Annotated in this window: 26 protein-coding genes, 1 tRNA gene and 1 pseudogene; 15 read left to right on the top strand and 13 right to left on the bottom strand. The window is 73.8% G+C overall.

Translation table 11 applies throughout. The annotated features are described in order from the left end of the window. Window positions 1–132: 132 nt before the first annotated feature. Complete coding sequence (locus tag ACFCZ1_RS31845; protein WP_376681746.1) at window positions 133–1,164, bottom strand: LacI family DNA-binding transcriptional regulator; 1,032 nt, start codon at window positions 1,162–1,164, stop codon at window positions 133–135. 102 nt (window positions 1,165–1,266) lie between these two features. Between ACFCZ1_RS31845 and ACFCZ1_RS31840 the strand changes: the two genes are divergently transcribed. The 4 genes from ACFCZ1_RS31840 to ACFCZ1_RS31825 are packed head-to-tail and all read left to right on the top strand — an operon-like array spanning window position 1,267 to window position 5,762. Continuing rightward, window positions 1,267–2,592, top strand: a complete 1,326-nt coding sequence (locus ACFCZ1_RS31840; RefSeq protein WP_376681745.1) for an extracellular solute-binding protein — start codon at window positions 1,267–1,269, stop codon at window positions 2,590–2,592. 28 nt (window positions 2,593–2,620) lie between these two features. Continuing rightward, entirely contained in the window at window positions 2,621–3,583 is a 963-nt protein-coding gene (locus ACFCZ1_RS31835; RefSeq protein WP_376681748.1) for a carbohydrate ABC transporter permease, read from the top strand. Next, a complete protein-coding gene (locus ACFCZ1_RS31830; RefSeq protein WP_376681744.1) occupies window positions 3,580–4,404 on the top strand; it encodes a carbohydrate ABC transporter permease in 825 nt (274 codons plus the stop codon). Before ACFCZ1_RS31835 ends, ACFCZ1_RS31830 begins: the two co-directional genes overlap by 4 nt. After that, window positions 4,401–5,762 carry a GH1 family beta-glucosidase gene (locus ACFCZ1_RS31825; RefSeq protein ID WP_376681743.1) on the top strand — a complete coding sequence of 454 codons (1,362 nt, stop codon included), beginning with the start codon at window positions 4,401–4,403 and terminating at the stop codon, window positions 5,760–5,762. Before ACFCZ1_RS31830 ends, ACFCZ1_RS31825 begins: the two co-directional genes overlap by 4 nt. A gap of 121 nt (window positions 5,763–5,883) precedes the next feature. Here the strand turns inward: ACFCZ1_RS31825 and ACFCZ1_RS31820 are convergent, their stop codons facing one another. The 6 genes from ACFCZ1_RS31820 to ACFCZ1_RS31795 all read right to left on the bottom strand — a co-directional run bounded on the left by ACFCZ1_RS31820 (window position 5,884) and on the right by ACFCZ1_RS31795 (window position 9,941). After that, the gene (locus ACFCZ1_RS31820) at window positions 5,884–6,177 is read right to left on the bottom strand and encodes a hypothetical protein (RefSeq protein WP_376681742.1); all 294 of its coding nucleotides are present in this window, start codon (window positions 6,175–6,177) and stop codon (window positions 5,884–5,886) included. A gap of 87 nt (window positions 6,178–6,264) precedes the next feature. Next, the gene (locus ACFCZ1_RS31815; protein ID WP_376681741.1) at window positions 6,265–6,927 is read right to left on the bottom strand and encodes an NADPH-dependent F420 reductase; all 663 of its coding nucleotides are present in this window, start codon (window positions 6,925–6,927) and stop codon (window positions 6,265–6,267) included. A gap of 16 nt (window positions 6,928–6,943) precedes the next feature. Continuing rightward, a complete protein-coding gene (locus tag ACFCZ1_RS31810) occupies window positions 6,944–7,615 on the bottom strand; it encodes a disulfide bond formation protein B (RefSeq protein ID WP_376681740.1) in 672 nt (223 codons plus the stop codon). A gap of 11 nt (window positions 7,616–7,626) precedes the next feature. Continuing rightward, a complete protein-coding gene (locus tag ACFCZ1_RS31805) occupies window positions 7,627–7,791 on the bottom strand; it encodes a DUF5993 family protein (RefSeq protein ID WP_376681739.1) in 165 nt (54 codons plus the stop codon). 67 nt (window positions 7,792–7,858) lie between these two features. Next, window positions 7,859–9,244, bottom strand: a complete 1,386-nt coding sequence (locus ACFCZ1_RS31800) for a sensor histidine kinase (protein ID WP_376681738.1) — start codon at window positions 9,242–9,244, stop codon at window positions 7,859–7,861. Window positions 9,245–9,251: 7 nt separating this feature from the next. Continuing rightward, a complete protein-coding gene (locus tag ACFCZ1_RS31795; RefSeq protein WP_376681737.1) occupies window positions 9,252–9,941 on the bottom strand; it encodes a response regulator transcription factor in 690 nt (229 codons plus the stop codon). Window positions 9,942–10,020: 79 nt separating this feature from the next. Here ACFCZ1_RS31795 and ACFCZ1_RS31790 point away from each other — a divergent pair, with 79 nt between their 5' ends. After that, window positions 10,021–10,560 (top strand): hypothetical protein, encoded by a 540-nt coding sequence (locus ACFCZ1_RS31790; RefSeq protein ID WP_376681736.1) that lies wholly within the window; start codon window positions 10,021–10,023, stop codon window positions 10,558–10,560. Here ACFCZ1_RS31790 and ACFCZ1_RS31785 read toward each other — a convergent pair. The 3 genes from ACFCZ1_RS31785 to ACFCZ1_RS31775 all read right to left on the bottom strand — a co-directional run bounded on the left by ACFCZ1_RS31785 (window position 10,557) and on the right by ACFCZ1_RS31775 (window position 12,790). Beyond that, the gene (locus ACFCZ1_RS31785; RefSeq protein ID WP_376681735.1) at window positions 10,557–11,195 is read right to left on the bottom strand and encodes a class I SAM-dependent methyltransferase; all 639 of its coding nucleotides are present in this window, start codon (window positions 11,193–11,195) and stop codon (window positions 10,557–10,559) included. The genes ACFCZ1_RS31790 and ACFCZ1_RS31785 overlap by 4 nt on opposite strands. Before the next feature lie 172 nt (window positions 11,196–11,367). Further along, window positions 11,368–12,258 (bottom strand): spermidine synthase, encoded by an 891-nt coding sequence (locus ACFCZ1_RS31780; RefSeq protein WP_376681734.1) that lies wholly within the window; start codon window positions 12,256–12,258, stop codon window positions 11,368–11,370. 121 nt (window positions 12,259–12,379) lie between these two features. Further along, window positions 12,380–12,790 (bottom strand): hypothetical protein, encoded by a 411-nt coding sequence (locus ACFCZ1_RS31775; RefSeq protein WP_376681733.1) that lies wholly within the window; start codon window positions 12,788–12,790, stop codon window positions 12,380–12,382. 280 nt (window positions 12,791–13,070) lie between these two features. On the opposite strand from ACFCZ1_RS31775, the gene ACFCZ1_RS31770 reads away from it, so the two are divergent. Next, on the top strand, window positions 13,071–14,381 hold the full coding sequence (locus ACFCZ1_RS31770; RefSeq protein WP_376681732.1) for a tetratricopeptide repeat protein: 1,311 nt from the start codon (window positions 13,071–13,073) through the stop codon (window positions 14,379–14,381). Window positions 14,382–14,953: 572 nt separating this feature from the next. On the opposite strand, the gene ACFCZ1_RS31765 is transcribed toward ACFCZ1_RS31770, so the two are convergent. After that, the gene (locus ACFCZ1_RS31765; protein WP_376681731.1) at window positions 14,954–15,550 is read right to left on the bottom strand and encodes a histidine phosphatase family protein; all 597 of its coding nucleotides are present in this window, start codon (window positions 15,548–15,550) and stop codon (window positions 14,954–14,956) included. A gap of 121 nt (window positions 15,551–15,671) precedes the next feature. Between ACFCZ1_RS31765 and ACFCZ1_RS31760 the strand changes: the two genes are divergently transcribed. The 3 genes from ACFCZ1_RS31760 to ACFCZ1_RS31750 are packed head-to-tail and all read left to right on the top strand — an operon-like array spanning window position 15,672 to window position 19,725. Beyond that, entirely contained in the window at window positions 15,672–16,835 is a 1,164-nt protein-coding gene (locus ACFCZ1_RS31760) for a hypothetical protein (RefSeq protein WP_376681730.1), read from the top strand. Further along, window positions 16,832–18,397 (top strand): hypothetical protein, encoded by a 1,566-nt coding sequence (locus ACFCZ1_RS31755; RefSeq protein WP_376681729.1) that lies wholly within the window; start codon window positions 16,832–16,834, stop codon window positions 18,395–18,397. Before ACFCZ1_RS31760 ends, ACFCZ1_RS31755 begins: the two co-directional genes overlap by 4 nt. Then, window positions 18,394–19,725, top strand: a complete 1,332-nt coding sequence (locus ACFCZ1_RS31750) for an AAA domain-containing protein (protein WP_376681728.1) — start codon at window positions 18,394–18,396, stop codon at window positions 19,723–19,725. Before ACFCZ1_RS31755 ends, ACFCZ1_RS31750 begins: the two co-directional genes overlap by 4 nt. A 178-nt stretch (window positions 19,726–19,903) precedes the next feature. Here ACFCZ1_RS31750 and ACFCZ1_RS31745 read toward each other — a convergent pair whose 3' ends face one another. Then, complete coding sequence (locus ACFCZ1_RS31745; RefSeq protein WP_376681727.1) at window positions 19,904–20,377, bottom strand: MarR family winged helix-turn-helix transcriptional regulator; 474 nt, start codon at window positions 20,375–20,377, stop codon at window positions 19,904–19,906. Between the two features lie 112 nt (window positions 20,378–20,489). Between ACFCZ1_RS31745 and ACFCZ1_RS31740 the strand changes: the two genes are divergently transcribed. The 4 genes and pseudogenes from ACFCZ1_RS31740 (at window position 20,490) to ACFCZ1_RS31725 (ending at window position 22,365) form a co-directional block, all read left to right on the top strand. After that, window positions 20,490–21,059, top strand: coding sequence for an NADPH-dependent FMN reductase (locus ACFCZ1_RS31740; RefSeq protein WP_376681726.1), 570 nt, complete (start codon window positions 20,490–20,492; stop codon window positions 21,057–21,059). A 173-nt stretch (window positions 21,060–21,232) separates the two neighbouring features. Next, complete coding sequence (locus ACFCZ1_RS31735; RefSeq protein WP_376681725.1) at window positions 21,233–21,574, top strand: hypothetical protein; 342 nt, start codon at window positions 21,233–21,235, stop codon at window positions 21,572–21,574. 135 nt (window positions 21,575–21,709) lie between these two features. Then, a pseudogene (locus ACFCZ1_RS31730) lies at window positions 21,710–22,301 on the top strand (bifunctional DNA primase/polymerase). Beyond that, window positions 22,292–22,365: transfer RNA gene (locus ACFCZ1_RS31725), tRNA-Lys, on the top strand. Before ACFCZ1_RS31730 ends, ACFCZ1_RS31725 begins: the two are co-directional and overlap by 10 nt. A gap of 71 nt (window positions 22,366–22,436) precedes the next feature. Here the strand turns inward: ACFCZ1_RS31725 and ACFCZ1_RS31720 are convergent. Further along, window positions 22,437–23,672: a M6 family metalloprotease domain-containing protein gene (locus ACFCZ1_RS31720; RefSeq protein WP_376681724.1), complete on the bottom strand. Its 1,236-nt coding sequence runs from the start codon at window positions 23,670–23,672 to the stop codon at window positions 22,437–22,439. A gap of 346 nt (window positions 23,673–24,018) precedes the next feature. Between ACFCZ1_RS31720 and ACFCZ1_RS31715 the strand changes: the two genes are divergently transcribed. Next, the gene (locus ACFCZ1_RS31715; protein WP_376681723.1) at window positions 24,019–25,947 is read left to right on the top strand and encodes a putative bifunctional diguanylate cyclase/phosphodiesterase; all 1,929 of its coding nucleotides are present in this window, start codon (window positions 24,019–24,021) and stop codon (window positions 25,945–25,947) included. 147 nt (window positions 25,948–26,094) lie between these two features. Next, a partial coding sequence (locus ACFCZ1_RS31710) for an ALF repeat-containing protein (protein WP_376681722.1) occupies window positions 26,095–26,353 on the top strand: 259 nt, incomplete at its 3' end.

The raw sequence follows: 26,353 nt of genomic DNA, 5'->3' as shown, positions 1-26,353 counted from the left end.
CTCTGTGGGTGTGGCCGGGGGGGGGGGGTTTAACCGCCCTCAACCCCCCGGGGGGTGGGGCCCCGGTCCCCCCCCGCGCCCCCGGGGCCCTCTGCGTTCGCACCGGAATCCCGCCCTCGCCCTCCCTCGTCCTCAGGACGACTCCCGGACCACCAGCCGGTTCGGCAGCACGACGGCCGCCGCCCCGCCCTCCGGGACCCCGGAGATCCGCTCCAGCAGCACCCGCGCCATGGTCCGGCCCATCTCCTCGATGGGCTGCCGGACACTGGTCAGCGGCGGGTCCATGTGCCGGGCCACCACCGAGTCGTCGAAGCCGACCAGCGCCACGTCCTGCGGGATCCGGCGCCCGGCCGCGCGCAGCTCCCGGCGGGCGCCCGCCGCCATCACGTCCGAGGCCGCGAAGACCGCGTCGAGCGCGGGGCGGCGCTCCAGCAGCTCCCGCATGGCCCGGCGGCCGCCGTCCTCGGTGAAGTCGCCGACGGCGATCAGCGGCTCGTCCACGGGGTGCCCGGCGGCGACCAGGGCCTGCCGGTAGCCGTCGAGGCGGCACTGGGCCCCGTACACGTCCAGCGGCCCGGTGATCGTGGCGATCGCCCGGCGGCCCCGCCCGAGGAGGTGGCGTACGGCCTCGGCCGCGCCCGCCAGGTTGTCGGAGTCCACGGAGGGCAGGGTCTCGGCGGCGGAGCGGCGGCCGCTGATCACCGTCGGGATGCCGAGCTCGGCCAGCAGGTCGGGCAGCGGGTCCCCGGCGTGCACGGAGACGAGGAGCACCCCGTCCACACGGTGCCCGGACAGGTACTGGGCGAGGCGGCGGCGCTCGCGGTCGCTGCCGGCCAGGGTGAGGACCAGCTGGACGTCGGTCTCGGCAAGGGCGGCGCCGACCCCGCGGACCACGTCCGAGAAGTACGGCTCGGCGAAGAAGCGGGCCTCCGGCTCGGGGATCACCAGCGCGACGGCGTCGGTGCGGTTGGCCGCGAGGGCCCGGGCGGCGCGGTTGGGCACGTACCCCAGCTCCGCGACGGCCGCCTCGACCACGGCCCTGGTGTGCTCGCTGACCTTGGAGGAACCGTTGATCACCCGGGAGACCGTGCCGCGCCCGACTCCGGCGCGCGCCGCGACCTCCTCCAGGGTCGGCCGTCCCCCGCTTCGCCCGTGCCCGTTCATGGCTTCCTCCCAGGTGTGAATCTACCTCTTGACGATCGTGGGAGCGCTCCCACACTGTGGCACACGACACCCGGCACGTTCCGTCCTTCAGGGAGGACCCAGATGCGAGCCCGAAGAAATCTTGTCACCACGGCCGGTCTGCTCGGCGCGGCGGCCGTCCTGCTCACGGGATGCGCGCAGGACCCGGCCGAGGCCCCGGGGAAGGGCGCACCGGCGGGCGGCAAAGCACAGACCACCCTCACCGTCGGGGTCTTCGGGGCCTTCGGCCTCCAGGAGGCCGGGCTCTACGACGAGTACATGGCGCAGAATCCCGGGATCCGGATCGAGCAGACCTCGATCGAGCGCAACGAGAACTACTACCCCCAGCTCCTCACCCACCTGGGCACCGGCAGCGGGCTCGCCGACATCCAGGCCGTCGAGGTCAACAACATCGCCGAGATCACCTCCACGCAGGCCGACAAGCTGGTGGACCTGGGCAAGGCGCCGGGAGTGGACAAGGCCTCGTACCTGCCGTGGAAGTGGGCGCAGGGCACGGCGAGCGCGGCGAAGGGCGGGGCCACGGTCGGCCTCGGCACCGACATCGGGCCGCAGGGGATCTGTTACCGCAAGGACCTCTTCGAGGCTGCGGGCCTGCCGGGCGACCGGGCGGCGGTCGGGGCGCTGTGGGCCGGCGACTGGAACAAGTACCTGGAGGCGGGCAAGGCGTACAAGGCGAAGGCGGGCGAGGGGAAGGCCTTCGTGGACTCCGCCTCGGGCGTGATGGCGGCGGTGACCGGGAGCAGCGCCCAGCGCTTCTACGACGACCAGGGCAAGGTCGTCTACAAGACCAACCCGGCGGTGCGCGGGGCCTTCGACCTGGCTGCCTCCTTCGCCACCGAGGGGCTGAGCGCCAAGCTCCAGCAGTTCACGCCGGCCTGGGACCAGGGCTTCGCCAACGGCTCCTTCGCGACCGTCTCCTGCCCGGCCTGGATGCTCGGCTACATCCAGGACAAGGCGGGCCCGGAGGGCAAGGACAAGTGGGACGTGGCGCAGGCGCCGAAGCCGAGCAACTGGGGCGGCTCGTTCCTGGTGGTGCCGAAGGCGGGCAAGCACGCCGAGGAGGCGGCGAAGCTGGCGGCCTGGCTGACGGCTCCGGCGCAGCAGGCGAAGCTCTTCGAGAAGCGGGGCAGTTTCCCGAGCGCGAGCGCCGCGTACAAGCTGCCGACGGTGTCGGGCGCACAGCACGCGTACTTCGGCGGCGCCCCGATCGGCGAGATCTTCGCGAAGGCGGCCGAGGGTGTCCCGGTGACGGTGGTCGGCCCGAAGGACCTGGTGATCGCGCAGAACCTGGCGGACATCGGGATGCTCCAGGTCGACCAGAAGGGCCGCAGCCCGCAGGAGGGCTGGGACGCCGCCGTGAAGGCGATCGACAACGCCCTGGACCAGTGAGGCGCCGGTGACGGACGAGACGGCTGTCCTGTCCCCCTCGTCCTCCCGCTCCGCGCGGGGGGCCGAGGGGGGCGGCCGGGGCCAGGCGTGGCGCTCGCGCCGCTACCGCTGGGACCTGCGCTGGAGCCCGTACGCCTTCGTGGCTCCCTTCTTCCTCTTCTTCGCCGCCTTCGGGCTGTTCCCGCTGCTGTACACGGGCTGGGCGGCGTTGCACCAGGTGGAGCTGACCGATCCCGACTCCATGACGTGGGTGGGGCTGCGCAACTTCACCCGGCTGTGGGACGACGAGTTCTTCTGGAACGCGCTGCGCAACACCGTGACGATCGGCCTGCTGTCGACGGTGCCGCAGCTGGCGATCGCCCTCGGCCTGGCGCACCTGCTCAACTACAAGCTGCGCGGCTCCGCCTTCTTCCGGGTCGCGGTGCTCACCCCGTACGCGACCTCGGTGGCGGCGGCCACGCTCGTGTTCGTGCTGCTCTTCGGCCGGGACTACGGGATGGTCAACTGGGCGCTGTCGGCGGCCGGTTTCGAGGCGGTGGACTGGCAGAACGGCACCTTCGCCTCCCAGCTGGCGGTCTCCACCATCGTGATCTGGCGGTGGACCGGCTACAACGCGCTGATCTACCTGGCGGCCATGCAGGCCGTGCCGGGTGAGCTGTACGAGTCCGCGGCGCTGGACGGGGCGTCGCGGCTGCAGCAGTTCATCCACGTGACCGTGCCCTCGCTGCGGCCGACGATCTTCTTCACCTGTGTCGTGTCGACGATCGGGGCGACCCAGCTGTTCGGCGAGCCGCTGCTGTTCAACGGCGGGTCGGGTGCCACGGGCGGCTCGGATCACCAGTTCCAGACGCTCGGGCTGTACCTGTACGAGCAGGGCTGGGTGAACCTGCACCTGGGGCGGGCCTCGGCCATCGCGTGGGCGATGTTCCTGATCCTGCTGGTCATCGCGGGCGCGGCGCGGCTGCTGCGCGGACGGGAGGCTTCCCGATGAGGTCCCTGCGCGCGGGCAGGCTCACGTACGCGGTGCTCGTCCTGTTCACCGCCGGCTCGCTCTTCCCGCTGGTGTGGACGGCGATCGCGGCCTCCCGCAGCAACACGCGGCTGGCGCAGACGCCGCCGCCGTTCTGGTTCGGCGGGAACCTGGGCCGCAACCTCCGGGTCGCGTGGACCGACGCGAACATGGACGCGGCCCTGCTGAACACGGTGATCGTGGCGACCACGGTGGCGGCCGGGACGGTCGTCTTCTCCACCCTGGCGGGCTTCGCCTTCGCCAAGCTCCGCTTCCGGGGCCGCCGGCTGCTGATGTCGCTGGTGGTGGGGACGATGCTGATCCCGCCCCAGCTGAGCGTGGTCCCGCTGTACATGCTGATCGCCCAGTTGTCGTGGACGGACCGGCTCCAGGCGGTGATCCTGCCGACGCTGGTCTCCGCCTTCGGGGTCTTCTTCATGCGGCAGTACCTGGCGCAGGCGCTGCCGTCGGAGCTGGTCGAGGCGGCGCGCACGGACGGCGCGAGCTCGCTGCGGATCGTGTGGCACGTGGTGTTCCCGGCGGCCCGCCCGGCGATGGCGGTGCTGGCCATGCTGACCTTCGTCATGGCCTGGAACGACTTCTTCTGGCCGATCGTCGCGCTGACCCAGAACGGCAGCCCGACGGTGCAGGTGGCCCTGACCGGGCTGGGCCGGGGCTACGTCCCCGACCAGTCGGTGATCATGGCGGGTGCGCTGCTGGGCACGCTCCCGCTGCTGCTGGTGTTCCTCGTCTTCGGCCGCCAGATCGTCGGCGGCATCATGCAGGGAGCTGTCAAAGGATGACGACTGTGCCGATCGAGAGCGTGCGGTTCCCGGAGGGGTTCCTCTGGGGCACCGCCACGGCGGCCTTCCAGATCGAGGGCGGGGCCGGGCTGCGGGGGCCGTCCATCTGGGACACCTTCTGCAGTACGCCGGGCAAGGTGTACGGCGGTCACACCGGCGAGGTCGCCGTGGACCACCACCGGCTGTGGCGGGAGGACGTCCGGTTGATGGCCGGCCTGGGGCTCGGGGCGTACCGGTTCTCGGTGTCCTGGCCGCGGGTGCGCTCCGGCGGGATCGGCTTCTACGACGCGCTCGTCGACGAGCTGCTCTCGTACGGGATCAAGCCGTGCGTGACCCTGTACCACTGGGACCTGCCGCAGGAGCTGGAGAGCGCGGGCGGCGGCTGGCCCGAGCGGGAGACGGCGTACGCCTTCGCCGAGTACGCCGAGCAGGTCGCGAAGACCCTCGGCGACCGGGTGGAGCTGTGGACCACCCTCAACGAGCCCTGGTGCAGCGCGTTCCTCGGCTACGCCTCCGGCGTGCACGCCCCCGGCCGCACCTCCCCCGCCGACTCGCTGCGCGCCGCCCACCACCTCAACCTGGCGCACGGCCTGGCCGCCGCCGCCCTGCCCGCCTCGGCGCGGGTGGGGATCGCGCTCAACACGAGCGCGGTAAGGCCGCTGACCGGCTCGGCGGCCGACCTGGACGCCCGGCGCCGGATCGACGCCCTGGCCAACCGGATCTTCACCGGGCCGCTGCTGCACGGGGCGTACCCGCAGGACCTGCTCGCGGACACCTCCGCCGTGACCGACTGGTCCTTCGTCCGCCCCGGCGACGAGGCGCTGATCCACCAGCCGCTGGACTTCCTCGGCGTGAACTACTACACCCCGGCGGTGGTGTCGGCGGCTCCCGGCGGGGGCGGCCCGCGCGCCGACGGCCACGGGGCCACCGAACACTCCCCGTGGCCGGGCGCCGACACCGTCGCCTTCCACCAGCCGCCCGGCGAGCGGACCGACATGGGCTGGTCGATCGACCCGACGGGCCTGTACGACCTGCTGATGCGCTTCACCGAGGAGGCGCCGGGCCTGCCGCTGCTGGTCACCGAGAACGGGGCCGCGTACGCCCCGGACCTGCACGACCCCGAACGCATCGGCTACCTGGAGGCCCACCTGTCGGCCCTCCACCGCGCCCTGTCGGACGGCGCCCCGGTGCAGGGCTACTTCCTGTGGTCGCTGCTGGACAACTTCGAATGGTCCTACGGCTACAGCAAGCGCTTCGGCATCGTCCACGTGGACTACGAGACGCTGGCCCGCACCCCGCGCTCCAGCGCGCGCTGGTACTCCCGGCTGGCCCGCGGCGGCGTCCTCGGCACGCGGTGACGAACCCGGCCGGGCGGAGGCGGCCCGCCCAGGACCGGGTCAGGACCGGGTCAGGACTGGTTCAGGGCGGGTCAGGACCGGGTCAGGACCGGGTCAGGACCGGGTCAGGACCGGGTCAGGACTACGTCTGTACCGCGGCCAGCCCCTTCGCCAGCTCCTCCGCGGTCATGACCGGACCGACCTCGATCTCGGCGTTGAACTCACGGAACAGGTCCCACGTCAGCGCGGGCATCATCGTGCTGTCCTGGAGGTCGAAGACGATCCAGCAGGAGCGCACGCCCTCGTGCAGCCCGAAGTAGGCCGCCTCCGGCTTCACCCTGTCCATCAGCGTCTTGATCGCCTGGGGCAGGGCGCCGGTCATGATGCCCTCGTTGGTGGCGGCGGTGTCCATGTGGGCGCGGAGCATGACCTTCATGCGTGGCTCCTTCCGTCACGCCCACCCTCGGCGCGGGACGGGGGCGCGGCAACTCGTGCGCCCCCGTCCGTGCGGGGTCCGGTCCCGTCAGGCCCCCTGGATGTGGAAGTTGAAGTCGGTGTGACCGAGGGCCCCCATCAGGCGGAGCCAGACCGGGAGGAGCATCTCGGTGCCGCGCGCCGTCTCGATGCCGCCGAGGTCGAGGATGCCGCGCTCGGGCCAGCCGAAGGAGTGGAGCAGCTCGCGCACGGCCTTCTTCGCGTCCGCGTCCTCGCCGGAGAGGAAGACGTGGTGCTCGCCCGCGACCCGGGCCGGGTCGACCATGATCCGGCAGTTCATCGTGTTCAGCGTCTTGACCACCCGAAGCCGCGGGAACGTGCGCTGGATCAGCTCGCCCAGGCTGTCGGTGTTCACCGGGTCCAGGCTCGGCGGGAAGCCCTGCGAGGAGTCGAGCGGGTTCGCGATGTCGATCAGGACCTTGCCGTCGAGGTGCGCGGCGTCCGCCTCCGTCAGGGCGGCGATGCTGACCTGCCCTCCGGTGGCGTTGACCAGGGTCTCACCCTCCCGCGCGGCCTGTGCGAAGCCGGCCAGCCGCACCCGTGGCTGCCCCGCCTGCCAGTCGGCGTACTCCTCGCGGGCCGCGGTGGCCGCGGGGTCCCGGGTCCCGATGACCACGTCGTGGCCGAGGTCGGCGAGCCGGGCGGCCACCGTCCGGCCGACGATCCCGGTGCCGAGGACTGCGTAGTGCATGCCTGATTCCTTCCGGTCAGTGATGTCCGGCGCCCTTGGGTGCCGCCTCGTCCAGGATCCCCACGTCGTAAAGGAACCGGTAGCGGTCCGGGGCGTCCGGCAGGAACCAGTGGAGGCCCTCCTGGAAGAAGACGGCCACCAGGTTGACGGCGATGACCAGGCCCAGGAAGCCCAGGGCGAACATTCCGGCCGCCCGCAGCGGCCCCGGTCCGGTCGCCGGTACGGACCGGTCCGCCGTCGAGTGGGCGAAGGCCAGGGCGATGCCGATGGCGACCACCGAGACCTGGAAGAGGATCCACGCCCACACGTACAGGTGCAGGCCGAGCAGCTCGCTCCCGTACCCCTTGTCCTTCGGCAGGATGTGCAGCACCGTCTGCCGCCAGGACGCGAAGGAGCCCGCGATCACCGCGACCAGGGACAGGCCCCAGCCCGTCATGTAGTCGCGGCCGGTCACCGCGCCGTACGCCAGCGCCGTCCGGACGATGTACGCCGCGCCCATCGCCGCCAGCAGCATGAACATGCGCTGCACGATGCAGAGCGGGCAGGGGTACTCCCACAGCCCGAACTGGTAGAGGAGGCCACCGCAGACCACGCCCGTCCAGCCGATGGCGAAGAGGCAGGCGAACCAGTACTGGGCCCGGCCGAGCAGGCCGCCCGTCGGCGTCTCCTCCGGGAGGAGGGTGTGCATGACGGCCACGGTCAGTAGCTCAGGGTCAGTGCGAGGCCGCCGGTGATGTGGTGCGCCATCAGCAGGATCACGGCGAGCAGCATGGTCCACCACGCGGCCAGCACGGCCGTGCGGGACGACTCCCGGTACATGGCGATCAGCGTGGCGAGGAGGCCGCCGAAGATGAGGGTGTCCATGCCGCGGACCGTATCGATGTCCGGACATGCCGCCCGCGAGGCGCGCCCCCCGCCCTCCCGCGTTACGTCAGTTGCTGCGCCGCTTGCGCCGGCCGTGCCGGGTGCGCACACCGCCCGTGCGGCCGAGGGTCCGGCCGTCCAGGGCGATCCAGACCCGCACCTCGGTGCCCCCGAGGACCGAACGCCCCAGCCGGACGTCGCCGCCGGTCGACTCCGCGACCCTGCGCACGATGTCCAGCCCGAGGCCGGTCGAGCCGTCCCGCCCGCCGTCGTTGCCGCGGCGCAGGGCCGCGTCCGGGTCGGCGATGCCGGGGCCCGCGTCCGAGACGAGCACGATGACCGCGTCCGAGGCGTCGTGGACGTCCACCGCGAAGGGGGTGCCCTCGGGCGTGTGCCGGAAGACGTTGCCGAGCATGGCGTCGAGGGCGGCGGCGAGTTCGGGCCGCGCCACGGGGATCCGTACCGTGCGGTCCACGCCCGCGAGCCGCACCTCGCGGCCCTCGTCCTCCGCCAGCGCCGACCAGAAGGCCATCCGGTCGCGGATCACCTCGGAGGCGTCGCATCCGGCGCCGGCTCCGGCGCCCGTGGCGGCGGGGGCGCGCTGTTCCCGGGCCGTACGGATGATGGTGTCGACCTCGCGCTCCAGCTGCTCCACCGCGGCGCGGGTCTGCTCGGCTGCCGGACCGTCCCCGAGCGAGGCCGCGTTGAGCCGCAGCACCGTCAGCGGCGTCCGCAGCCGGTGCGACAGGTCGGCGGCCAGTTCCCGCTCGTTGGCGAGGAGTTCCACCACCTGGTCCGCCATGGCGTTGAACGCGACGGCCGCCGACCGGAGTTCCTTCGGGCCGCCCTCGGGCACCCGGGCCCCGAGCCGGCCCTCGCCCAGCTGGTGCGCGGCGTCCGCGAGCCGCTCGGCCGGCCGTACCAGGCGCGCGCCGAGCCGGTCGGCGACGGCCACCGAGCCCACGATCAGCGCCAGTGCGACGCCCGCGAGCACCAGCCAGGCGGTCGCGACGCCGTTGCTGACCTCGCTCTCCGGTACGAACACCTCCACCACCGCGATGTCCCCGGAGCCCAGGGCGGTCGGCTGGAGCAGCGCCGAGCCCCCGCCCGCCACCTTGGTCGTGGTCCCGCGCCCGATCCGCCGGGTCTCCGCGACGGCGTGCTCGCCCGCCCGGCCCTCGCCGATGTCCACGGGCCCGCTGTCGCCGATCGCGGGCACGTGGACGGCCATCCGGCGGGCCGCGCCCATCTGCGTGGACTCCACCGCCTTGCGCAGCTGCGCCGGGTCGGTGGTGATGGACAGCGTCGGCCCGATGGTCGCGGCCTGCCGCTCGGCGTTGGAGAACGCCCGGTCGCTGGCCATCTCCTGGACGACGAGCCCGAGCGGCACGGCGAAGGCCACGACCACCATGGCCGTGACCGCGAGGCACACCTTGACCAGCGCCCACCTCATCGGGGCATCACCGGGGCGGCTCCAGCTTGACCCCGACACCCCGCAAGGTGTGCAGGTAGCGCGGTCGGGCGGCCGTCTCGCCGAGTTTGCGGCGCAGCCAGGACAGGTGGACGTCGATGGTCTGGTCGTCCCCGTACGACTGCTGCCAGACCTCGGCGAGCAGCTCGCGCCGGGCCACGACCACGCCGGGCCGTCCGGCGAGGAAGGCCAGCAGGTCGAACTCCCGCCGGGTGAGGTCGAGTACGGTCCCGTCGAGCTCGGCCTGGCGGCGCAGCGGGTCGATGGACAGCCCGCCGACGCGCAGGACGCGCGAGGGCGGCTCCGCGCCGGCGGCGGCGCGCGAGCGGCGCAGCACGGCGGCCATCCGGGCCGAGAGGTGCTCCACGGAGAAGGGTTTGGTCAGGTAGTCGTCGGCGCCGTCGTTGAGCAGCCGGACGATCTCCGCCTCGTCGTCGCGCGCGGTCGCGATGATCACCGGTACGTCGGTGATGCCCCGGAGCATCTTGAGCGCCTCCGACCCGTCGAGGTCGGGCAGTCCGAGGTCGAGGATGACCACGTCGAAGCGGTGGTGGGCGACCTCGCGCAGCGCCTCCAGGGCGGTGCCGACGCTCCGCACGGTGTGCGAGGCGTCGGTCAGGTGCCGGATGAGGGCGGAACGTACGAACTGGTCGTCCTCGACCACGAGCACACTTGCCATGGCCCGCACGGTAGCCCATACGGGGGACCCGCCGGGGTGTCGGGACACTCTTGTGCCGGGTGGTGCAGTATGTCGCTTGATGCGAAGAGGACTTGTACACGTCATGGCTTGGACGCTGGCGACCGGGGCGGCGGTCACGCTGTCGTGGTGGGGCGTGCACACCGTCATGTCCGGCACGGCCTACGATCCCCCGCTCGCGGTGCCGCTGGCCACGCAGCCGCTGTCCTCCTCGACCCACCGGCCCGGGCCGCCGTCCTCTTCCCCGGCGCCCTCGCCGAGCCCGTCGGAGTCGGCGTCGCCGAGCCCCTCGCGGTCCCCGTCGTCCTCCCCCGCCCAGTCCTCGCCGGTGCCGCCGACCGGGCCGGGCCCGTACCCGCAGCCGGGCGAGGGTGCCTCGGGGAACGTGAAGGCCTACCCGGTCTCCGGCGGGCGGGCGGTCTTCGACCTGGGCACCTCCTCGGCCGAGCTGGTCTCCGCGACCCCGGCGGCCGGCTGGCGCATGCAGGTGTGGAAGCAGGACTTCTGGATCCGGGTCACCTTCACGCGCGACGGCCGTGAGGTGTCGGTCTTCTGCACCTGGCACGACCACCCGCCCGTGGTGGAGATCGTCGACCCCTAGGGGGTGACGGCCGCCGGGACCGTGCCCACCAGCACGAACTCGTTGTACGGGAAGACCTTGCCCAGCGGGCGCGGGAAGGGGAACGAGTAGGTGCGCCGCACCGCGACCCCGGCCCGGGCCGCGTGGCCGCGCAGCTCGTCGAAGGCGACCCAGCGGATGTGGGTGGCGTCGGAGCGGAAGCCGACCTCCTGCGGGGTGATCAGCACGACCGAGCCGCCGGGCTTCACCAGCGGAAGGTACTGGGCCAGCAGCTCGGAGGCGGTCTCCTCGTCGACGTGCTCCAGCACGTGCGCGGCCAGCAGGCTGTCGAAGGAGCCGGGCCCGCAGTCCGGGGCGGCGGCCAGCCCGTCGGGGGTGTAGGCGGTCAGTCCGCGCTCGCGGCAGGTCTGCACCGAGTGCGGGTTGTGGTCGACCCCGACGCTGTCCGGACCGCAGTTGAGCAGGTTCCGTCCCAGGCCGCAGCCGATGTCGAGGACCCGGCCCAGCCGCAGCCTCCGCAGGTTCCACCGGTACGGCGCCTGGGTCGGCAGCAGCCGCTTGAGCCCGGAGTGCTCGAGGCGGGCGAGCCGCTCGGTGTAATCGGACGTGGCGGTGCTGGGGGCGGGGGAACCGTGGGGTGCAGGGGAATCAGACATCGTCGGCCGTCTCCTGAAGCGCGTCGCAGGGGGGCAACCCTCCTACGAATCAACACACTACGCAGGGAATGCCGCGCTTCGGGAGTCCTCTTCGGATCTCGCTTGATCAATTGTCCGGGGGCTGCCGGACGCCCCTGGTGCTGTGGCCCGGTGGACCCTGCCGGTCGCAGCACTAGCGGAAGACCGAGGGCGGCGGCTGTGGCGAGGCCACCGCCGAGGCGTCGGCGACCGGCGCGGCCCCGCCCGTGAAGTCCGCCAGCGCCCGGCCGTGCTCGACCCGGCCCGGGTGCGGGTCGCTCGCGACCCGGCGGGTGAACTCCGCGACGGGCAGCTCGCGGTCGGCCGCCACCAGCACCGCGTTGCCGAAGCGCTTGCCCCGCCACACCACCGGATCGGCCGCCAGCGCCACCTCCGCGAACCGGGACGCGGCCGTCGCGACCTGCCCCCGCAGGTGCGCCAGCGGCGGACCGTCCGCGAGATTGGCCACGTACCACCCGGTGGGCGCGAGGGCACGGCGTACGTCGTCCAGGAACTCGGTGCTCGTCAGGTGCGCCGGGGTGCGCGCACCGCTGAACACGTCCGCGATCACCAGGTCCGCCCAGCCGTCCGGCACCTTGGCCAGGCCCGCCCGGGCGTCCACCGCCCGGACCCTGACCCGCGCCTGCGGGTCCAGCGGCAGGTGTTCCCGTACGAAGGCCACCAGCTCGGCGTCGATCTCCACGATCTGCTGGGTGGAGCGGGGGCGGGAGGCGGCGGTGTAGCGGGCGAGGGTGAAGGCGCCGCCGCCCAGGTGCACGACGTTCAGGGGCTGCCGGGCGGGCGCGACGAGGTCGATCAGGTGGCCGATCCGCCGCTGGTAGGCGAAGTCCAGGTACCCGGGGTCGGCCAGGTCCACGTGCGACTGCGGGGCGCCGTCGATCAGCAGGGTCCAGGCGTCCGTGCGCTCGCGGTCGGGCTCCAGCTCCGCCCGTCCGCCGGCCACCTGCCCGACGACCGCCTCGGCGCCACCGCGCCCGCGCTGCTCGGCCCTGCCCCTGCCCTTGCCTCTGTCCTTGCTCGCCACTCACCCATTGTCGCCGGTCAGCGGTGGTCTCAGAGCTGGCCCTCAGGGGTGGCCGACAGGCGCGGCCGAGAGCAGCGGCCGACAAGGGCGGCCGGCAGCGACGGCCGGCAGGGGGCGGTGATCAACGGCAGTTGTCCGCGGCCTCGATCAGCCGGGCGGCCTCGCCCAGCGCCGCGCGCAGCACCGCGGGGTCGGTGACCGGCTCGACGGCCTCCGGCGGGAGCAGCCAGCCCGTGTCCCCCGCGACCGGCGAGGCCTGGTCGCCGAAGCGCATCCCGCGCCCGTTGGTCTGCGTGCACGCACTGCCCGGCAGGTCCCAGGCGTCGGCGGTGCCTGGCGGGACGAGGAAGCCGAGGGTGTCGCCGGATCCGTCGTGCAGGACGGGTCCGACCCCGCCGGCCGCCTGACTGGCGGCCCGGCGGATGATGTCCACCGCCTCCAGGCCCTGCCGGGCGGGCACGGTCACCAGGTCCGGAGCGGCGGTCACGGTCGCACCGGGCTCGGGCGCGGTGTTCGTTCCAGTGCTCTCCATGCCGGCCTCCACCAAGGGAACCCCTCCTCGATCCGCGTACGAGCCGGGAGCGGTCAGTCGCCTCCCACTCCGCATGGGTTCAACGCACGGGAACGTCAACGGGTGCGGCGGCAAGACGCTGCAAAGGATGGCAGTTCATGGCGGATCGCGGGTGAGATATCCGGTTTGTAGCCAATAATCGTGTGACCGGCCTCTCCCTGGCGGTACGTTCATGCGCGCCGGGCCACACCCCCACACGTCACGCGCCGGCGCTGCGTTCCTTGCCAGAGAGGCCACGTCCATGGCGGCGTCCCCCCACTCACCCAACTCCACGTTCCGGCGGCTGCGCGGGCAGCACTCCCCGGCCGAGTTCGCGGCGCTGGTGCGCCGGGCGGCGAAGGAGATCGGAGAAACGGTTTCCTGCGACGCCCGCTACATCGGCCGCGTCGAGTCCGGCGAGATCCGCTGTCCCAACTACGCGTACGAGCGGGTCTTCCTGCACATGTTCCCCGGCCGCGCCCTGGCCGACCTGGGCTTCTCCCCGCGCGAGGCCGTACGCGGCCGCTCGGCGCAGCTGGGCCCCCGGACGACCTCCCACCTCACCCGTTCCAAGGAGAGCGACGTGCTGCGTCGCGCGTTCATGGCGGGCGGCTCCGCGACCGTGGCGGCCGCGACGATCGGCCTGACCCTGCTCGGCGACACCCGCCGGCCGCCCTCCCGCGCCGGGGAGTCCGAGGCCGCGGCCGTCGAGGAAGCCGTCCGCCAGATCCGGCTGCTCGACGACCGGCACGGGGCGGACGCCCTGTACCGCAGGGCCGCCGAACCGCTGCGCGCCGCCTACGCGCTGCTCGACGCGGGGGCGACCCGGCAGTCCACCGAGGACCGGCTGCACTCGGGCACCGGCGAACTGGCCGTCTCGGTCGGCTGGCTGGCCCACGACTCGGGCCGCTTCGAGGACGCCCGCTCGCACTACGCGGAGGCCCTGGCGACGGCCCGGGTCTCGGGGGACGCGGCCCTGGAGGCGCACGCGTTCAGCAACATGGCCTTCCTGGCCCGGGACTGCGGCCGCTCGCGCGAGGCGGTACGGGCGGCCCAGGCGGGCCGCCGCGCCGCCCGCTCGCTGGGCTCCCCGCGGCTGCTGTCGCTGCTCGCGCTGCGGGAGGCGGGCGGCTGGGCGGGCCTGGCCGACCGCAGGTCCTGCGAAGAGGCGCTGACCCGGGCCCACACGGAGTTCTCCCGGGGCGAGGCGGGCGCGGACCCCGAGTGGATGTCCTTCTTCGGCGAGGCCGAGCTGGAATACCTGGAGGCCAGGTGCTGGGCGGCACTCGGCGAGCACGCCCGCGCGGCCCGGCACGCCCGCCGCGCCGCCGACCTCCAGGACCCGCACTTCGCCCGGAACGTGGCCCTCTACTCCGCCGAACTGGCCAGTGACCTGGCCCACGCGGGAGCCCCCGACGAGGCCGCCTGGGCGGGCGGCCGGGTGCTGGACCTGCTGGCCGAGGTGCAGTCCACCCGGGTGCGGTCGATGCTCTCGGAGACGGCGCGCGCCCTGGTCCCGCACCAGCGCTCACCGCGCGTGGGCGCCTTCCTGACCCGGCACGCGGCCGTCTGACGGCGCAGCCCGCCGGCTCCCGCCGTGGGCACCGCCCGCGCCCCGGCGCGCCACCGCTGCCGGGGCGGCGCCCAGACCCTCCCGCCGTCCGGGGACCCCGGTGAGGTGCACCCGGCGCGGGCGGGATCTGCCGTGCGCCGGCCACATCCAGCACGCCGGCGCGTGAGGCGCGGGGCCGCGGTGCGTGGGGCCACGGGCCGCAGGCGCAGGCCGCAGGCGCAGGCCGCAGGCCGCAGGCCGCAGGCGCAGGCCGCGGCCGCGGGGCCGCGGGGCGTGGACGCGGGGCCGCAGGCGCGGGGCCACGGGCCACGGGCGCGGGCCGCGGGGCCATGGGCCGCAGGCGCGGAGCTGCGGGGCGTGGACGCGGGGCCGCAGGCCGCAGGCGCAGGGCCGCGGGGCGCGGGCGCAGGGCCGCGGGGCGTGGGCCGCAGGCGCGGGGCGGAGCCCTGGTCCGGTCCTTGAGCCCCGCTCCGGTCCTCGAGTCGCGCCCCGCGCTTTGAGGCGCGGGCGCGGGCGGCCCCCGGGAGGCTCCGCGCAGCCGGGCGGCCCCGCCCTTCCGCGCGGCGGACCGGCTACGCGTCCAGGTGCCCGGTGTCGTTCCAGCGCTCCAGCGCGGGGGCCCCATAGGCCCAGCCGAGCACCGACAGCGAGGTGGGCTCCAGCCGGATCCGGGCGCCGAAGGAGGCCTCGAAGCCCAGCCAGCGCGCGGCCAGCGTGCGCAGGATGTGCCCGTGCGCGAAGACGAGGACGTCGCGCTCCGCCGAACGGGCCCAGGCGACCACCTCGTCCGCGCGCGCCGCGACGTCGGCGACGGACTCGCCGCCCGGGACCCCGTCCCGCCAGATCAGCCAGCCCGGGCTGACCGCCTGGATCTCCGCCGGGGTCATGCCCTCGTAGTCCCCGTAGTCCCACTCCATCAGCGTGTCCCAGGGCTCCGCCTGGATCCCGAAGCCCGCCAGGTCGCAGCTCTCGCTCGCGCGGACCAGCGGGCTGGTGCGGACCTCCACCCCGGGCAGGCCCTTCCACGGGTCGCGGGCCAGCCGCTCGCCGAGCAGCTCGGCACCCCGCTTGCCCTCCTCCAGCAGCGGCACGTCCGTGCGTCCGGTGTGCTTGCCGAGCTGGGACCACGCCGTCTGGCCGTGGCGGGCCAGCAGGATGCGGGGGGCCATGGAGTTCTCCCGATGCGGTTCGGATGATTTCGCGCGCTTTTACGCTGATTCTGTCGTCCGTACATCATCCAACACATGAACGGCGGCCGGTCCCGCCGCCCATTCCGCCGTAAGTCCACGATTGTCAGTGGCGGATGGGACACTTCCGCCCGTGAGCTCCTACCCGCCCGGCAGCGCCCCGCAGACGACACTGCGGCAGCGGCTCGCCGGCCTGCGCGGCCCGGCCGTGCCGCCCCGCCCGCTCGACGCCCGGGCGCTGGCGGCGCTCGCCGCCAATCCCGGCTGCGGCAGACGTGCCCTGCTCGACGGCGCCGGGGTGGACAAGACCGCCCTCGCCTCGGCGCTCGGCTCCCCCGCCCCGTTCGGGCAGTCGCAGTTCGCCATCGTCCGCGGGAACTCCTTCGAGGCCAGGATCAAGGGCGACGGCGGGTCCGAGCTGCTGCGGCTGGTGTACGAGCACCTCGGCGGCGGATCCGAGCCCCCCGGCCCCGGCGCCCGCGTCCCCGACCTGACCGCCGCCGGCCCCGAGGGCCGTGCCGCGCGGACCGCGCTCGCCCTGCGCGAGGCCACCGCCGCCGGGCGGGACACCGGGGCCTGGACCCTGCTGGACCACCCGATGCTGGCCCTGGAGGTGGCCGGTTCCCCCGCCTACCTGGAGCCGGACGCCGTCGTCGTCCATCCCGACGGCCGCTGGACCGTCGTGGAGATCAAGTCCTTCCCGATGATCGACGGCTCCGCCGACGCCGCGAAGGTCGGCGCCGCCGCCCGCCAGGCCGCCGTCTACGCGCTGGCCCTGGAGAAGACCGCGGGGGTGCTGGCCGGCGCCGAGGTCGGCCACACGGTGCTGCTGGTCTGCCCCAAGGACTTCTCCAACCTGCCCACCGCCGCACCCGTCGACATCCGCCGCGAGCGCTCCGTGACCCGGCGCCAGCTGGACCGGCTGACCCGGGTCGAGGAGCTGGCCGCGGCGCTGCCCGAGGGGCTCAGCTTCGACCCGGCGCGCACCGCCGGGGAACTGGCCGAAGCCGTCTCCGCGGTGGACGCCGCCTACGCCCCCGAGTGCCTGGCCGCCTGCGAGCTGGCGTTCCACTGCCGGGAGCAGGCCCGCGCCGCCGACGAGGTGACCGCGCTGGGCCGATCCGTACGGGGTGAGCTGGGTGCGCTGACCACCATCGGGGCGGCACTCGCGGCGGCCGCCGGGCACGGCCCCGACGGCGATCCCACGGCCGAGGCGCTGCGGCGGGCGGCCCGGTTGCGCGCCGAGGCGCTGGAGGCGTCCGGATGACCCTCCTCACCACCCTCGCCCGACTGGAGGCCGTCCGCACCGGCCGGGCCCAGCCGCTGGCCACCGTGCGGCACCGGCACCTCGGCGAGCGCCCGCTGGTCCTCGTACCGCTGACGACCGCCGGTGAGACCGGGGCCCCGCTCGGCGCGCTGGTCGGCACGGATCCCGCGGAGCCGCGGCTGCTGGTGGTGCCCCAGCCGCGCGACCGGAACCTGCGCTGGGCCTTCCTGGCGGACCTCGCCGACGAGGTGCTGCCGTACGTGGAGTCGTACGGCGACGAGGTCGAGCTCGTGGAGCGCAGCGAGACCGACCCGGAGACGGGCCGCAGGAGCAAGGTCGAGGCGGAGCTCTGCCTGGACGCGCCGCAGCTGGTCGTGCCGAGCCGGGCGGCCATCGAGTACGTACGCCTCCTGGGGCGGTCGATGCGGTTCCGGCGGACGGCCGAGGAGGACCCGGAGAACCCGTATCCGGCGCCCGCGCGGGTGCCGCTGCTGGGGCGCTGGCTCACCCACCTCGGCGAGCGCTCGCGGGTCCCCGGATCCTCGATGCTGCTGTCGGCGACGGAGCTGCTGGGTCGGCACTGGGCCAGCGGCCAGAGCAACCTGGAGGACCAGCACCTGGGCGCGCTGCTGTCCTGGATAGCTCCCCCGGAGGGCGAATCCGGCGCCGGGGCGGCGCTGCGGGCCGAGCTGTCCCGGGACCGGGACGGCCAGTTGCTGGTCCCGCCCGCCGGACCGGCCACCGACCCGGCCTTCGACAACCGGCTGCTCGCCCCCGCGATGGCCCGCTACGACGCGGCGCGCACCGCGGACGACCCGGAGGCGGTGGAGCGCGCGGAGCGGGCGGTCCGCAGGCTCGTCGCGGACCAGATGCGGCCCACCTGGGACGCGGTGTGGCAGTCGCTGGACCTGCTGCGCGCGCTGCCCGCCGGGGCCCGGGCCGAGGAGCGCTGGACGCGCGACCGCTGGTCGTACACCGGCCACCGGGACCGGGTCCGGGCGGGCGAGCCCCCGCAGCCGCGCCGCGACGACGCGGTGACGGCGGCGCAGAAGCTGGCCACCCGGGAGACCGAGCAGGTGCGGCTCGACGCCCAGGAGGCGCTGGACGACCCCCTGGTGATGGCGGGCCGCCGGCTGACGGGCGAGGCCTTCGTCGGCGAGGTCACCGAGGTGGTGATGGAGTGGACGGAGTCGAAGCGGCCGAGCCCGCGCCCGCTGGTCACGGTGGCCACGGAGGACCGGCCGCAGCTCGCGCAGGACGGCGGCGGAAAGGTGTTCCGCTCGCTGGACGGCCGCCCGCAGTCGGCCGCCTTCGTGCGTTACGAGGAGGACGGGCAGATCGTGCTGCGGCTGCTGGACAAGATGGGCCGGGGCAGGGATCCGGAGCCGGGCTCGGTGCCGGAGAAGGGCGACCGGGTGTGCTGGACGCTCTTCGAGCACGACGCGCGCGGCGGCCCGAAGCTCCCGGACCCGGAGCAGACCCCGTGGACCCACGGCGGCCCGCCCGGACACCTGACCGCCCCCGCACTGCCCGACCCCGTGACCGCCGAGGACGTGCTGTGAACTCCTTCGACCCGGGGGCCGCGGCCGCCCAGGCGACCGCCGCCATCCTGCACGACACCCTGCACGGGACCGAGCGGGGCGTGGTCGTCGACTCCCCGCCGGGGGCCGGCAAGTCCACGCTCGTCGTCCGGGCGGCCCGGGAGCTGGCCGCGGCCGGGCGCCGGCTGATGGTGGTGGCGCAAACCAACGCGCAGGTGGACGACCTGGTGCTGCGGCTCGCCGACAAGGACCCGGAGCTGAAGGTGGGCCGGCTGCACAGCAGTGACGGGGACGCCTACGACCCGGCGCTGCGCGAGCTGCCCTCCGTGACGCTCTCCGCCAAGCCGGGCGACCTCGCGGAGCTGCCGATCACCATCTCCACGGCGGCTAAGTGGGCCTTCGTCAAGGACGCGGAGCCCTGGGAGCACGCCATCGTCGACGAGGCGTACCAGATGCGCTCCGACGCGCTGCTGGCCGTGGCCGGGCTGTTCGAGCGGGCGCTGTTCGTGGGCGACCCGGGGCAGCTGGACCCCTTCAGCGTGGTGGGCGCCGAGCAGTGGGCGGGCCTGTCCTACGACCCGTCCGCCTCGGCGGTGACCACCCTGCTCGCCCACAACCCGCAGCTCCCGCAGCACCGGCTGCCGGTGTCCTGGCGGCTCCCGTCGACGGCCGCGCCGCTGGTCTCGCGGGCCTTCTACCCGTACACGCAGTTCCGAAGCGGTACGGGGCCGGGCGAGCGGCGGCTCTCGTACGGGGTCCCCTCGGACGGGTCGGGTCCCGACCGGGTCCTGGACGAGGCCGCCGAATCGGGCTGGGGACTGCTGGAACTGCCCGCGCGGCACACCCCGCGCACCGACCCGGAGGCGGTCCGCGCGGTGGCCCAGGTGGTCCGCCGGGCCCTGGACCGCGGGGCGGTGACCTCCGACGAGCAGTCGTCGGGGCCGGCCCCGCTGACCGCCGACCGGATCGCCGTGGGCACCGCCCACCGCGACCAGGCGGCGGCCGTCCGCGCGGCGCTGACCTCGCTGGGCGTCACCGGGGTGACCGTGGACACCGCGAACCGCCTCCAGGGCCGCGAGTACGACCTGACCGTGGTGCTCCACCCCCTTTCGGGCCGCCCGGACGCGACGGCCTTCCACCTGGAGACGGGCCGCCTGTGCGTGCTGGCCTCCCGCCACCGGCACGCCTGCGTGGTGGTGGCCCGGGCGGGCATCGCGGAACTCCTGGACGACCACCCCTCGACGGAGCCGGTACAGCTGGGCGTCACGGTCAAATTCCCCGACGGCTGGGAAGCGATGATGTCCACCTGGGACTTCTGGTCCAACCACCGCATCCCGTGGCGGCCCTGAACCTCCGGACGGTCAGCGACCCCCCACACCGGACGGAGTCCGGCACGCCGCCGCAGGCGGCCACGGATACAGCCCCGACGGCTGGGAAGCGATGATGTCCACCTGGGACTTCCGGTCCAACCACCGCATCCCGTGGCGGCCCTGAACCTCCGGACGGTCAGCGACCCCCCACACCGGGTCACGCCTTGCGTTCGATGCCCAGGCGGGTGCGCAGGACCTCGCCCACCTCGGCGAGGGTGCTCAGTTGCTCCGGGGTCAGGATGTCGATCAGGTGGCGGCGTACGGACTCCACGTGGAGGGGGGCCGCCGAGGTGATCGTGCTCACGCCGGTCCCGGTCAGGACCACCTCCGCGCCCCGGGCGTCGGCCGGTACCTCCTCCCGGCGGACCAGGCCGCGCTGCTCCATGCGGGTGAGCTGGTGGGACAGCCGGCTGCGCGACCACTGCATCAGGACGGCCAGGGCGCTGATGCGCATGCGGTGGCCCGCCGTGGAGCCGAGCACCGACAGGACGTCGTAGTCGGCTTCGGAGAGGCCGCTGTCGTGGTTGAGGTCGCGTGCGATTCCGGCGTTGACCAGGGGAAACATCCGCCGCCAGGCATACCAGGCATCCATCTCGGGCTCGGTGAGCCAGCGGGGCTCGGGTGCGGTCATGGAGGCACTCTAATCAGATTGATGACACATCACCTACCTGGTTGACATGTCACACACCTGCCGGGTTATATAGGTGACACGTCAACAACCATCGAACGGGGAGCCCCCTCCAATGACCCGCCTGCACGTCATCTCCGCCGCCACCCGCCCCACCTCCTCCGGACGCCCGCTGTCCCGGTGGGTCACCGAGCAGGTCCGCGCACGGGGCGGCTTCGACGTCACCCCCGTCGACCTCGGGGAGATCGCGCTGCCCTTCCTGGACGAGCCGGAGTACGCCTCCACCGGCGTCTACACCCACCAGCACACCCGCGACTGGAGCGCCCTGGTCGAGTCCGCGGACGCCTTCCTCTTCGTCCTGCCGATGTACAACGGCGGCTTCACCGCCCCCTTCAAGAACGCCATCGACTTCCTCTACAGCGAGTGGCGCGGCAAGCCGGTCGGCCTCGTCAGCTACAGCGCGGGCCCCACCGGCGGCGCCCCGGCCGCCGAGATGCTGCTCCCCGTGCTCAACCGGCTCGGCATGCGTCCCGCCGGCCGGTCCGTCGCGATCCCGGGCATCTCCAAGCTGGTCGGCCCGGAGGGGTTCACCGCGCCGGAGGGCCTCGCGGGCGAGCTGGCCGGCGTACTCGACGACGTGGCGGAACTGGCCGCGCTCCGTGCCGCGGAGACCGTCACGGTGTGACGGGAGGCGCCGCGGGCGGCCATCTGCTCGACTCCCCCGCCACTGGGTCCGCACGGCTCCTCCCGCACCTCACCGGCCGTACGGACGTTCCATCCGGCCGCTGTGCGCCCTTGCGCGGCGTTGGACAATGGACGGTGGCCCGGAAGGATTTCGCACGCAGCAGGAGGACGCGCATGGCAGAGCCCGAGCGGACCGAGCGGAGGCTGCGGCCCGCACCGCTGCTCTTCGAGCCCTCGGAGGCCGCCACGGACCCGGAGCACTTCTTCGACCTGGAGTCGATCGAGGATCCCCGCGAGCTGCTGGCCCGCGCCACCGAGCTGACGCTGGCCTTCCGGGCGGCGCAGGAGCGGGCGGTGGAGTTCCAGGCGCTGGCGGCCGCGCAGCTGGCGGACCCGCGGCGGTTCGACCGGCTCTCGCCCGCGGCGATCGCGGAACGGGCGGAGTGGACCGAGGACTACGCCCGCAAGATGATCGAGTTCGGCGAATCCCTGCAGCACGGCCTGGACGTCCCCTGACGGGACCGGTCCGCACCGCCGAGCACGGGCGGTCCGGCATATGCGGGGCGCGCAACATACCCCAGCAACACCCGCCCTGTCCCGGTTTCCGGTAACTCCTGGAAACCGGGACGTCACGCCGGGTACATCTGGCATATGACGACCCTGACGACGGCGCCCGGCTGCCCGGCCCTCGACGCACGCACCGCCCCCGCCACCCACGTCACCCCGCAGGGCGCCGCCTGGCTCGTCTCGGCGTGCGCCGATCCGCGGAGCACCCTCGCGGCCTGGGAGGAGCGGCCCACCGCGAACGCGGTACTGCCCTGCGGGAACGCCTTCGACGTCGTCAACGTCCCGGCCGTCCTCGGGCGCCGCGTCCTGGACCTGCTCTGGGCCGAGGGCCCGGGCTGCGGCCCGGTCGCCGTGCACCGGGGCCGGATGCTGCTCTTCGCCGCCGCGGGCACCGCCCACCGACTCCCCGCCCTGCTGGCGTGGGAGGAGTGGGGAGGCTCCCGCACCGTCCCGGCGCCCCTGTGCCACGGACACGGCGACGCCGTCACCGTCCCTCCGCTGACCGGCGCCACCGGCCCGTCGCGCTGGCTGGTCGCCCCCGACGCGCGCCTGCCGTGGCTCCCCGGGGCCGAGGCCCTGCTGTGGGCGTTCGTCCGCGCCGCCCGAGCTGCGGATATCGATTTTTCGTTCCGCGGATCCGGGTGCTAATCTCTACAACGTCAGCAAGCGCCGCTAGCTCAGTTGGTTAGAGCAGCTGACTCTTAATCAGCGGGTCCGGGGTTCGAGTCCCTGGCGGCGCACAGACGGAGGAAGGCCCCCACTCAGCAGAGTGGGGGCCTTCTTCGTATCCGTCGCCCTCCACCCTCCCCCGTCACGTGGTGATCTTCACCGTGTACGCGCCCGAGCGGGTCCGGTCCGCCACCTTGATGGTGATCCGCTCTCCCGGGACCGTGTAGGTCTCCCCCACCTCCAGCGGCGCGTCCGCCAGCGGCGGGTACACCGAGCGGTCCCAGCACGCCTCCGTCGACGGGTGGGCGTCCAGGACCTCGATCGGACCGCCGCCCGAAGCCGCCTCGTTGCGGACCCGGTAGACCAGGACGCCTTCCGTGCAGGTGTCCCCGTCGTTGCCGGCGGAGCCCCGCGCCTCCACGGCGATCGCACTGCCGGGGCCCGTACGGATCACCGCGAGCCGGGTCCCGCCCGTGCCGCCCCGGACCGGGACCTCGGCCAGCGGCTGCAGGGTGTGCAGCGAGGAGCCCGACTGCACGCAGTCCACCTGGGCGGCGTCCAGCCAGCCCAGCTTCCACTTGTGCCAGGCGAAGAGGTCCGGGGACATCCCGAACTGACTGCCCATGACGTCCCAGTCGCCGACGTAGGTGTCCCAGTCACCCTTGCCGTCCGTCGGCCGGTGGTAGAGGTCGGGCAGGTCGAAGACGTGCCCGGTCTCGTGCGCGAGCACGTTGCGGTCCGGCGGGTGGCGCTCGAAGACGGTGACGATCCGCCGCAGGTCCGTGCCGTCGGCGCGGAGCGGGCGGTCGAAGTTGACGACCTTGGTGGCATCGGAGTCCACCCCCGGCGCGTCCGGGTCGGCGACGAAGTAGACGACGTCGTACTTGCTGAAGTCCACCTCGGGGTCGGCGGCCGCCACCGCGTCCCGCAGGTAGGCCGCCCGGTCCTCGGGGGCCCAGTCGCGCTGTATCCCGTACGCGGCGGACGGCTTGGGCATCCGGATCCACTGCTTCTGCGGGTGCGGGACCAGGTGGAACCTGCCGTACGAGGCCCGTTCGAAGAAGTCGCTGGTGGCGGGGAAGTAGTCGCCGGTGATCTCTTCGGGCCGCAGGGCGGTCCGGTGGTCGGGGAAGGAGAGGAAGACCATGACCGCGTCGAGGGTGCGCTCGGGCCGCGGGTAGGCGCGGTTCCAGGTGTCGAGGCCCAGCGAGTGGTGGGCGTCCGTTCGGGTCAGCGCGCACGGCCCGGCCCCGGGGACGGCCACCGCGGGTCCCGCGACGAGCGACATGGCGGCGAGTGCCGTCAGGGAAGTGAGCGCTGCCGCCGTACTTCGGATGCGGGAGCGGTCCACTCCCCCGGGTGTCTCCTGTCGCGGCACATCGACCTCCGGTGGTGGGTTCGTACCATCTCGTCCACCTTGAGGCGCTTGTCTTACTAATGCCCTGTTCCGCTGCCCCACACGAGTGAGCGGTACGGCAAGCCGGTGACCCCCGGGATTCACGCACCTGCCTACAGAACGTCACGACCGATCACGCGAGATCAGCCAACGCCCCCGCATGCTCAGAGCCGCACAGAAACGATCGCCCGGGTTGCGGCCGTCCCGGCGTCATCACGCCGAACTCCCGCCCCTCACACGGCGACGCCGCTGGATGGGGCCTCCCGGCAGCCTCTATGATCGGCACACTTTCCTGCACGGACACTCACGAGCACTGCGGGAGCCAACGGTGAGCGGAACCCCAGAAGGAACCGGTTCGGCGGCCGACAGCATCCGCCCGACCATTACCGAGAGTCACGGATCAGTGTCGGCGACGGCGGCCCCGTCGCGGACTCCGCCGCGGACCCCGGCGCGGGACGAGGCCGAACGGCGCGACTACCGGGCCGCTTTCAACGCGGCCCACCTCCCCATGGCCGTCGTCGACCGCGACGGCTACGTCGTGGCAGCCAACCAGGCCTTCGCCGGCCTGCTCGGCGCCGAGCCGCACGCACTCGTCCACCGGTGCGCCGCCGACCTGGTCGACCTGGCCGCCGAGGCCCGCACCTGGGCCGCGTACCAGGAGGTGCTCCGCGGACGGCAGGCACGGCTGCGCTGCACCCGCCGCCTCAAGCACCCCGACGGGCACTCGCTGTGGACCGAGGTCACCCTGGGGCCCGTGCCCGGGACGGGCGACGTCCTGCTGTCCGTCGCCGACATCAGCGACCGGCGCGACCTCCAGGCCCGCCTGCGGCACCTCCAGATGCACGACCCCGTCACCCGGCTGCCGAACCGGGCGCTGTTCTTCGAACGGCTCTCCGCCGCCCTGGAGGCGTCCTCGTACGACCACGGCGGCGGGACCGGCCGGATCGGGCTGTGCTACCTGGACCTCGACGGGTTCAAGGCGGTCAACGACACGCTCGGCCACCGGGTCGGCGACCGGCTGCTCGCCGCCGTCGCGGCGCGACTGACCCAGTGCGCCGACCAGTCCGGGTACGGGCGCACGGGCGGGCATCTGGTGGCGCGGCTCGGGGGCGACGAGTTCGCCCTGCTCGTCGAGGACTCCAGCGGCACCGAGCAGCTCGTGGACCTGGCGCGCAGCGTACTGGCCGCCGTCCAGGAGCCGTTCGACCTGGCCGGCCAGCGGCTGTCGGTGTCCGCGTCGATCGGAGTGGTGGAGCGGGCGACCGCCGGGACCTCGGCGACCGGGCTGATGCAGGCCGCCGACACGACCCTGTACTGGGCGAAGGCGGACGGCAAGGCCCGCTGGACCCTCTTCGACCCGGAGCGCAACGCGCACCGCATGACACGGCAGGCACTGTCCTCCACCCTCCGGCCGGCCGTGGAGCGCGGCGAGTTCGAGCTGGAGTACCAGCCGCTGGTGGACCTGGAGAGCGGGGCGGTGCGCGGGGTGGAGGCCCTGGTGCGCTGGAACCACCCGCAGTTCGGCACGCTCACGCCGAATCGGTTCATCGGAATCGCGGAAGAGGACGGGTCCATCGTCCAGTTGGGGCAGTGGGTACTGCGCACGGCCTGCAGGCAGGCGCGGCGCTGGCAGATCGAGCAGCCCAGCGACTCCCCGGTCTTCGTGTCGGTCAACGTCGCGGTGCGCCAGGTGTGGGACTCGGACCTGGTGGGCGATGTCGCGGAGATCCTGGCCGAGACGGGGCTGGCGCCGCAGCTGCTGCAGCTGGAGCTGACCGAGTCGGCCGTGATGGGCTCGGCGGGCCGGCCGCTCCAGGCCCTCCAGGCGCTGAGCGACATGGGCGTGCGGATCGCCATCGACGACTTCGGTACCGGGTACTCGAACCTGGCCTACCTGAGCCGGCTGCCGGTCTCGGTGCTGAAGCTGGACGGCTCCTTCGTACGGGGCTTCCGCTACGAGGAGGGCACGCACCCGAATCCGGCCGACGAGACCATCGTCGAGGCGCTGGTGCAGCTCGCGCACCGGCTGGGCCTGACGGTGACCGCGGAGTGCGTGGAGACCGCCGGGCAGGCGGCCCGGCTGCGCCGTGTCGGCTGCGACACGGGACAGGGCTGGCTCTACTCCCGCGCGGTGGCGCCGGACGTGATCGCCCGCATGATCGGCCGCCAGGCGGCGGCCGACGCCGCCGCTCGCGCCCCGGGCACCGACGACGCACCCGCGCCGACCGACGGACCTGCCCCGCACCCCCTCGTCTGAGGGGTGCGGGGCACGGCGCGGGGACGCCCGCCCCGGCGCCGAGCCGACCGAAAAGCCTGGTCTCGTGGGCAGTTGTCCGCCGCACGGCCCCCTGTAACGATCTTCTTGCTGTCTTGACCGGACAGCCATTCGATCGATGGGGGAACCATGAAACTGACCCGAGCTGCGCTCGCCCTGACCGCAGGAGCCCTGGCTCCGGCCCTCCTGCTCGCCACGCCGTCCCTCGCTGCCGCGGCGCCGACCACGGCGTCGGTGACCACGGTCGTGGGCTCGGACACGGAGAACGCCGTCGCCATCGCCAAGATCCTGGCCGACCCTGCGAGCGGCAAGTCCGTCATCCGCGAGGCCAACGCGGCCCTGAACGGCACCCCCGAGGACCGCGTGGCCTTCCTGACCACCGGCCTCG

The sequence above is a fragment of the Streptomyces sp. NPDC056224 genome, from assembly GCF_042267665.1.
Lineage (GTDB): Bacteria > Actinomycetota > Actinomycetes > Streptomycetales > Streptomycetaceae > Streptomyces.
Note: the sequence above shows the minus strand (reverse complement) of the source record. Positions and strands in the feature narration are given on the sequence as shown.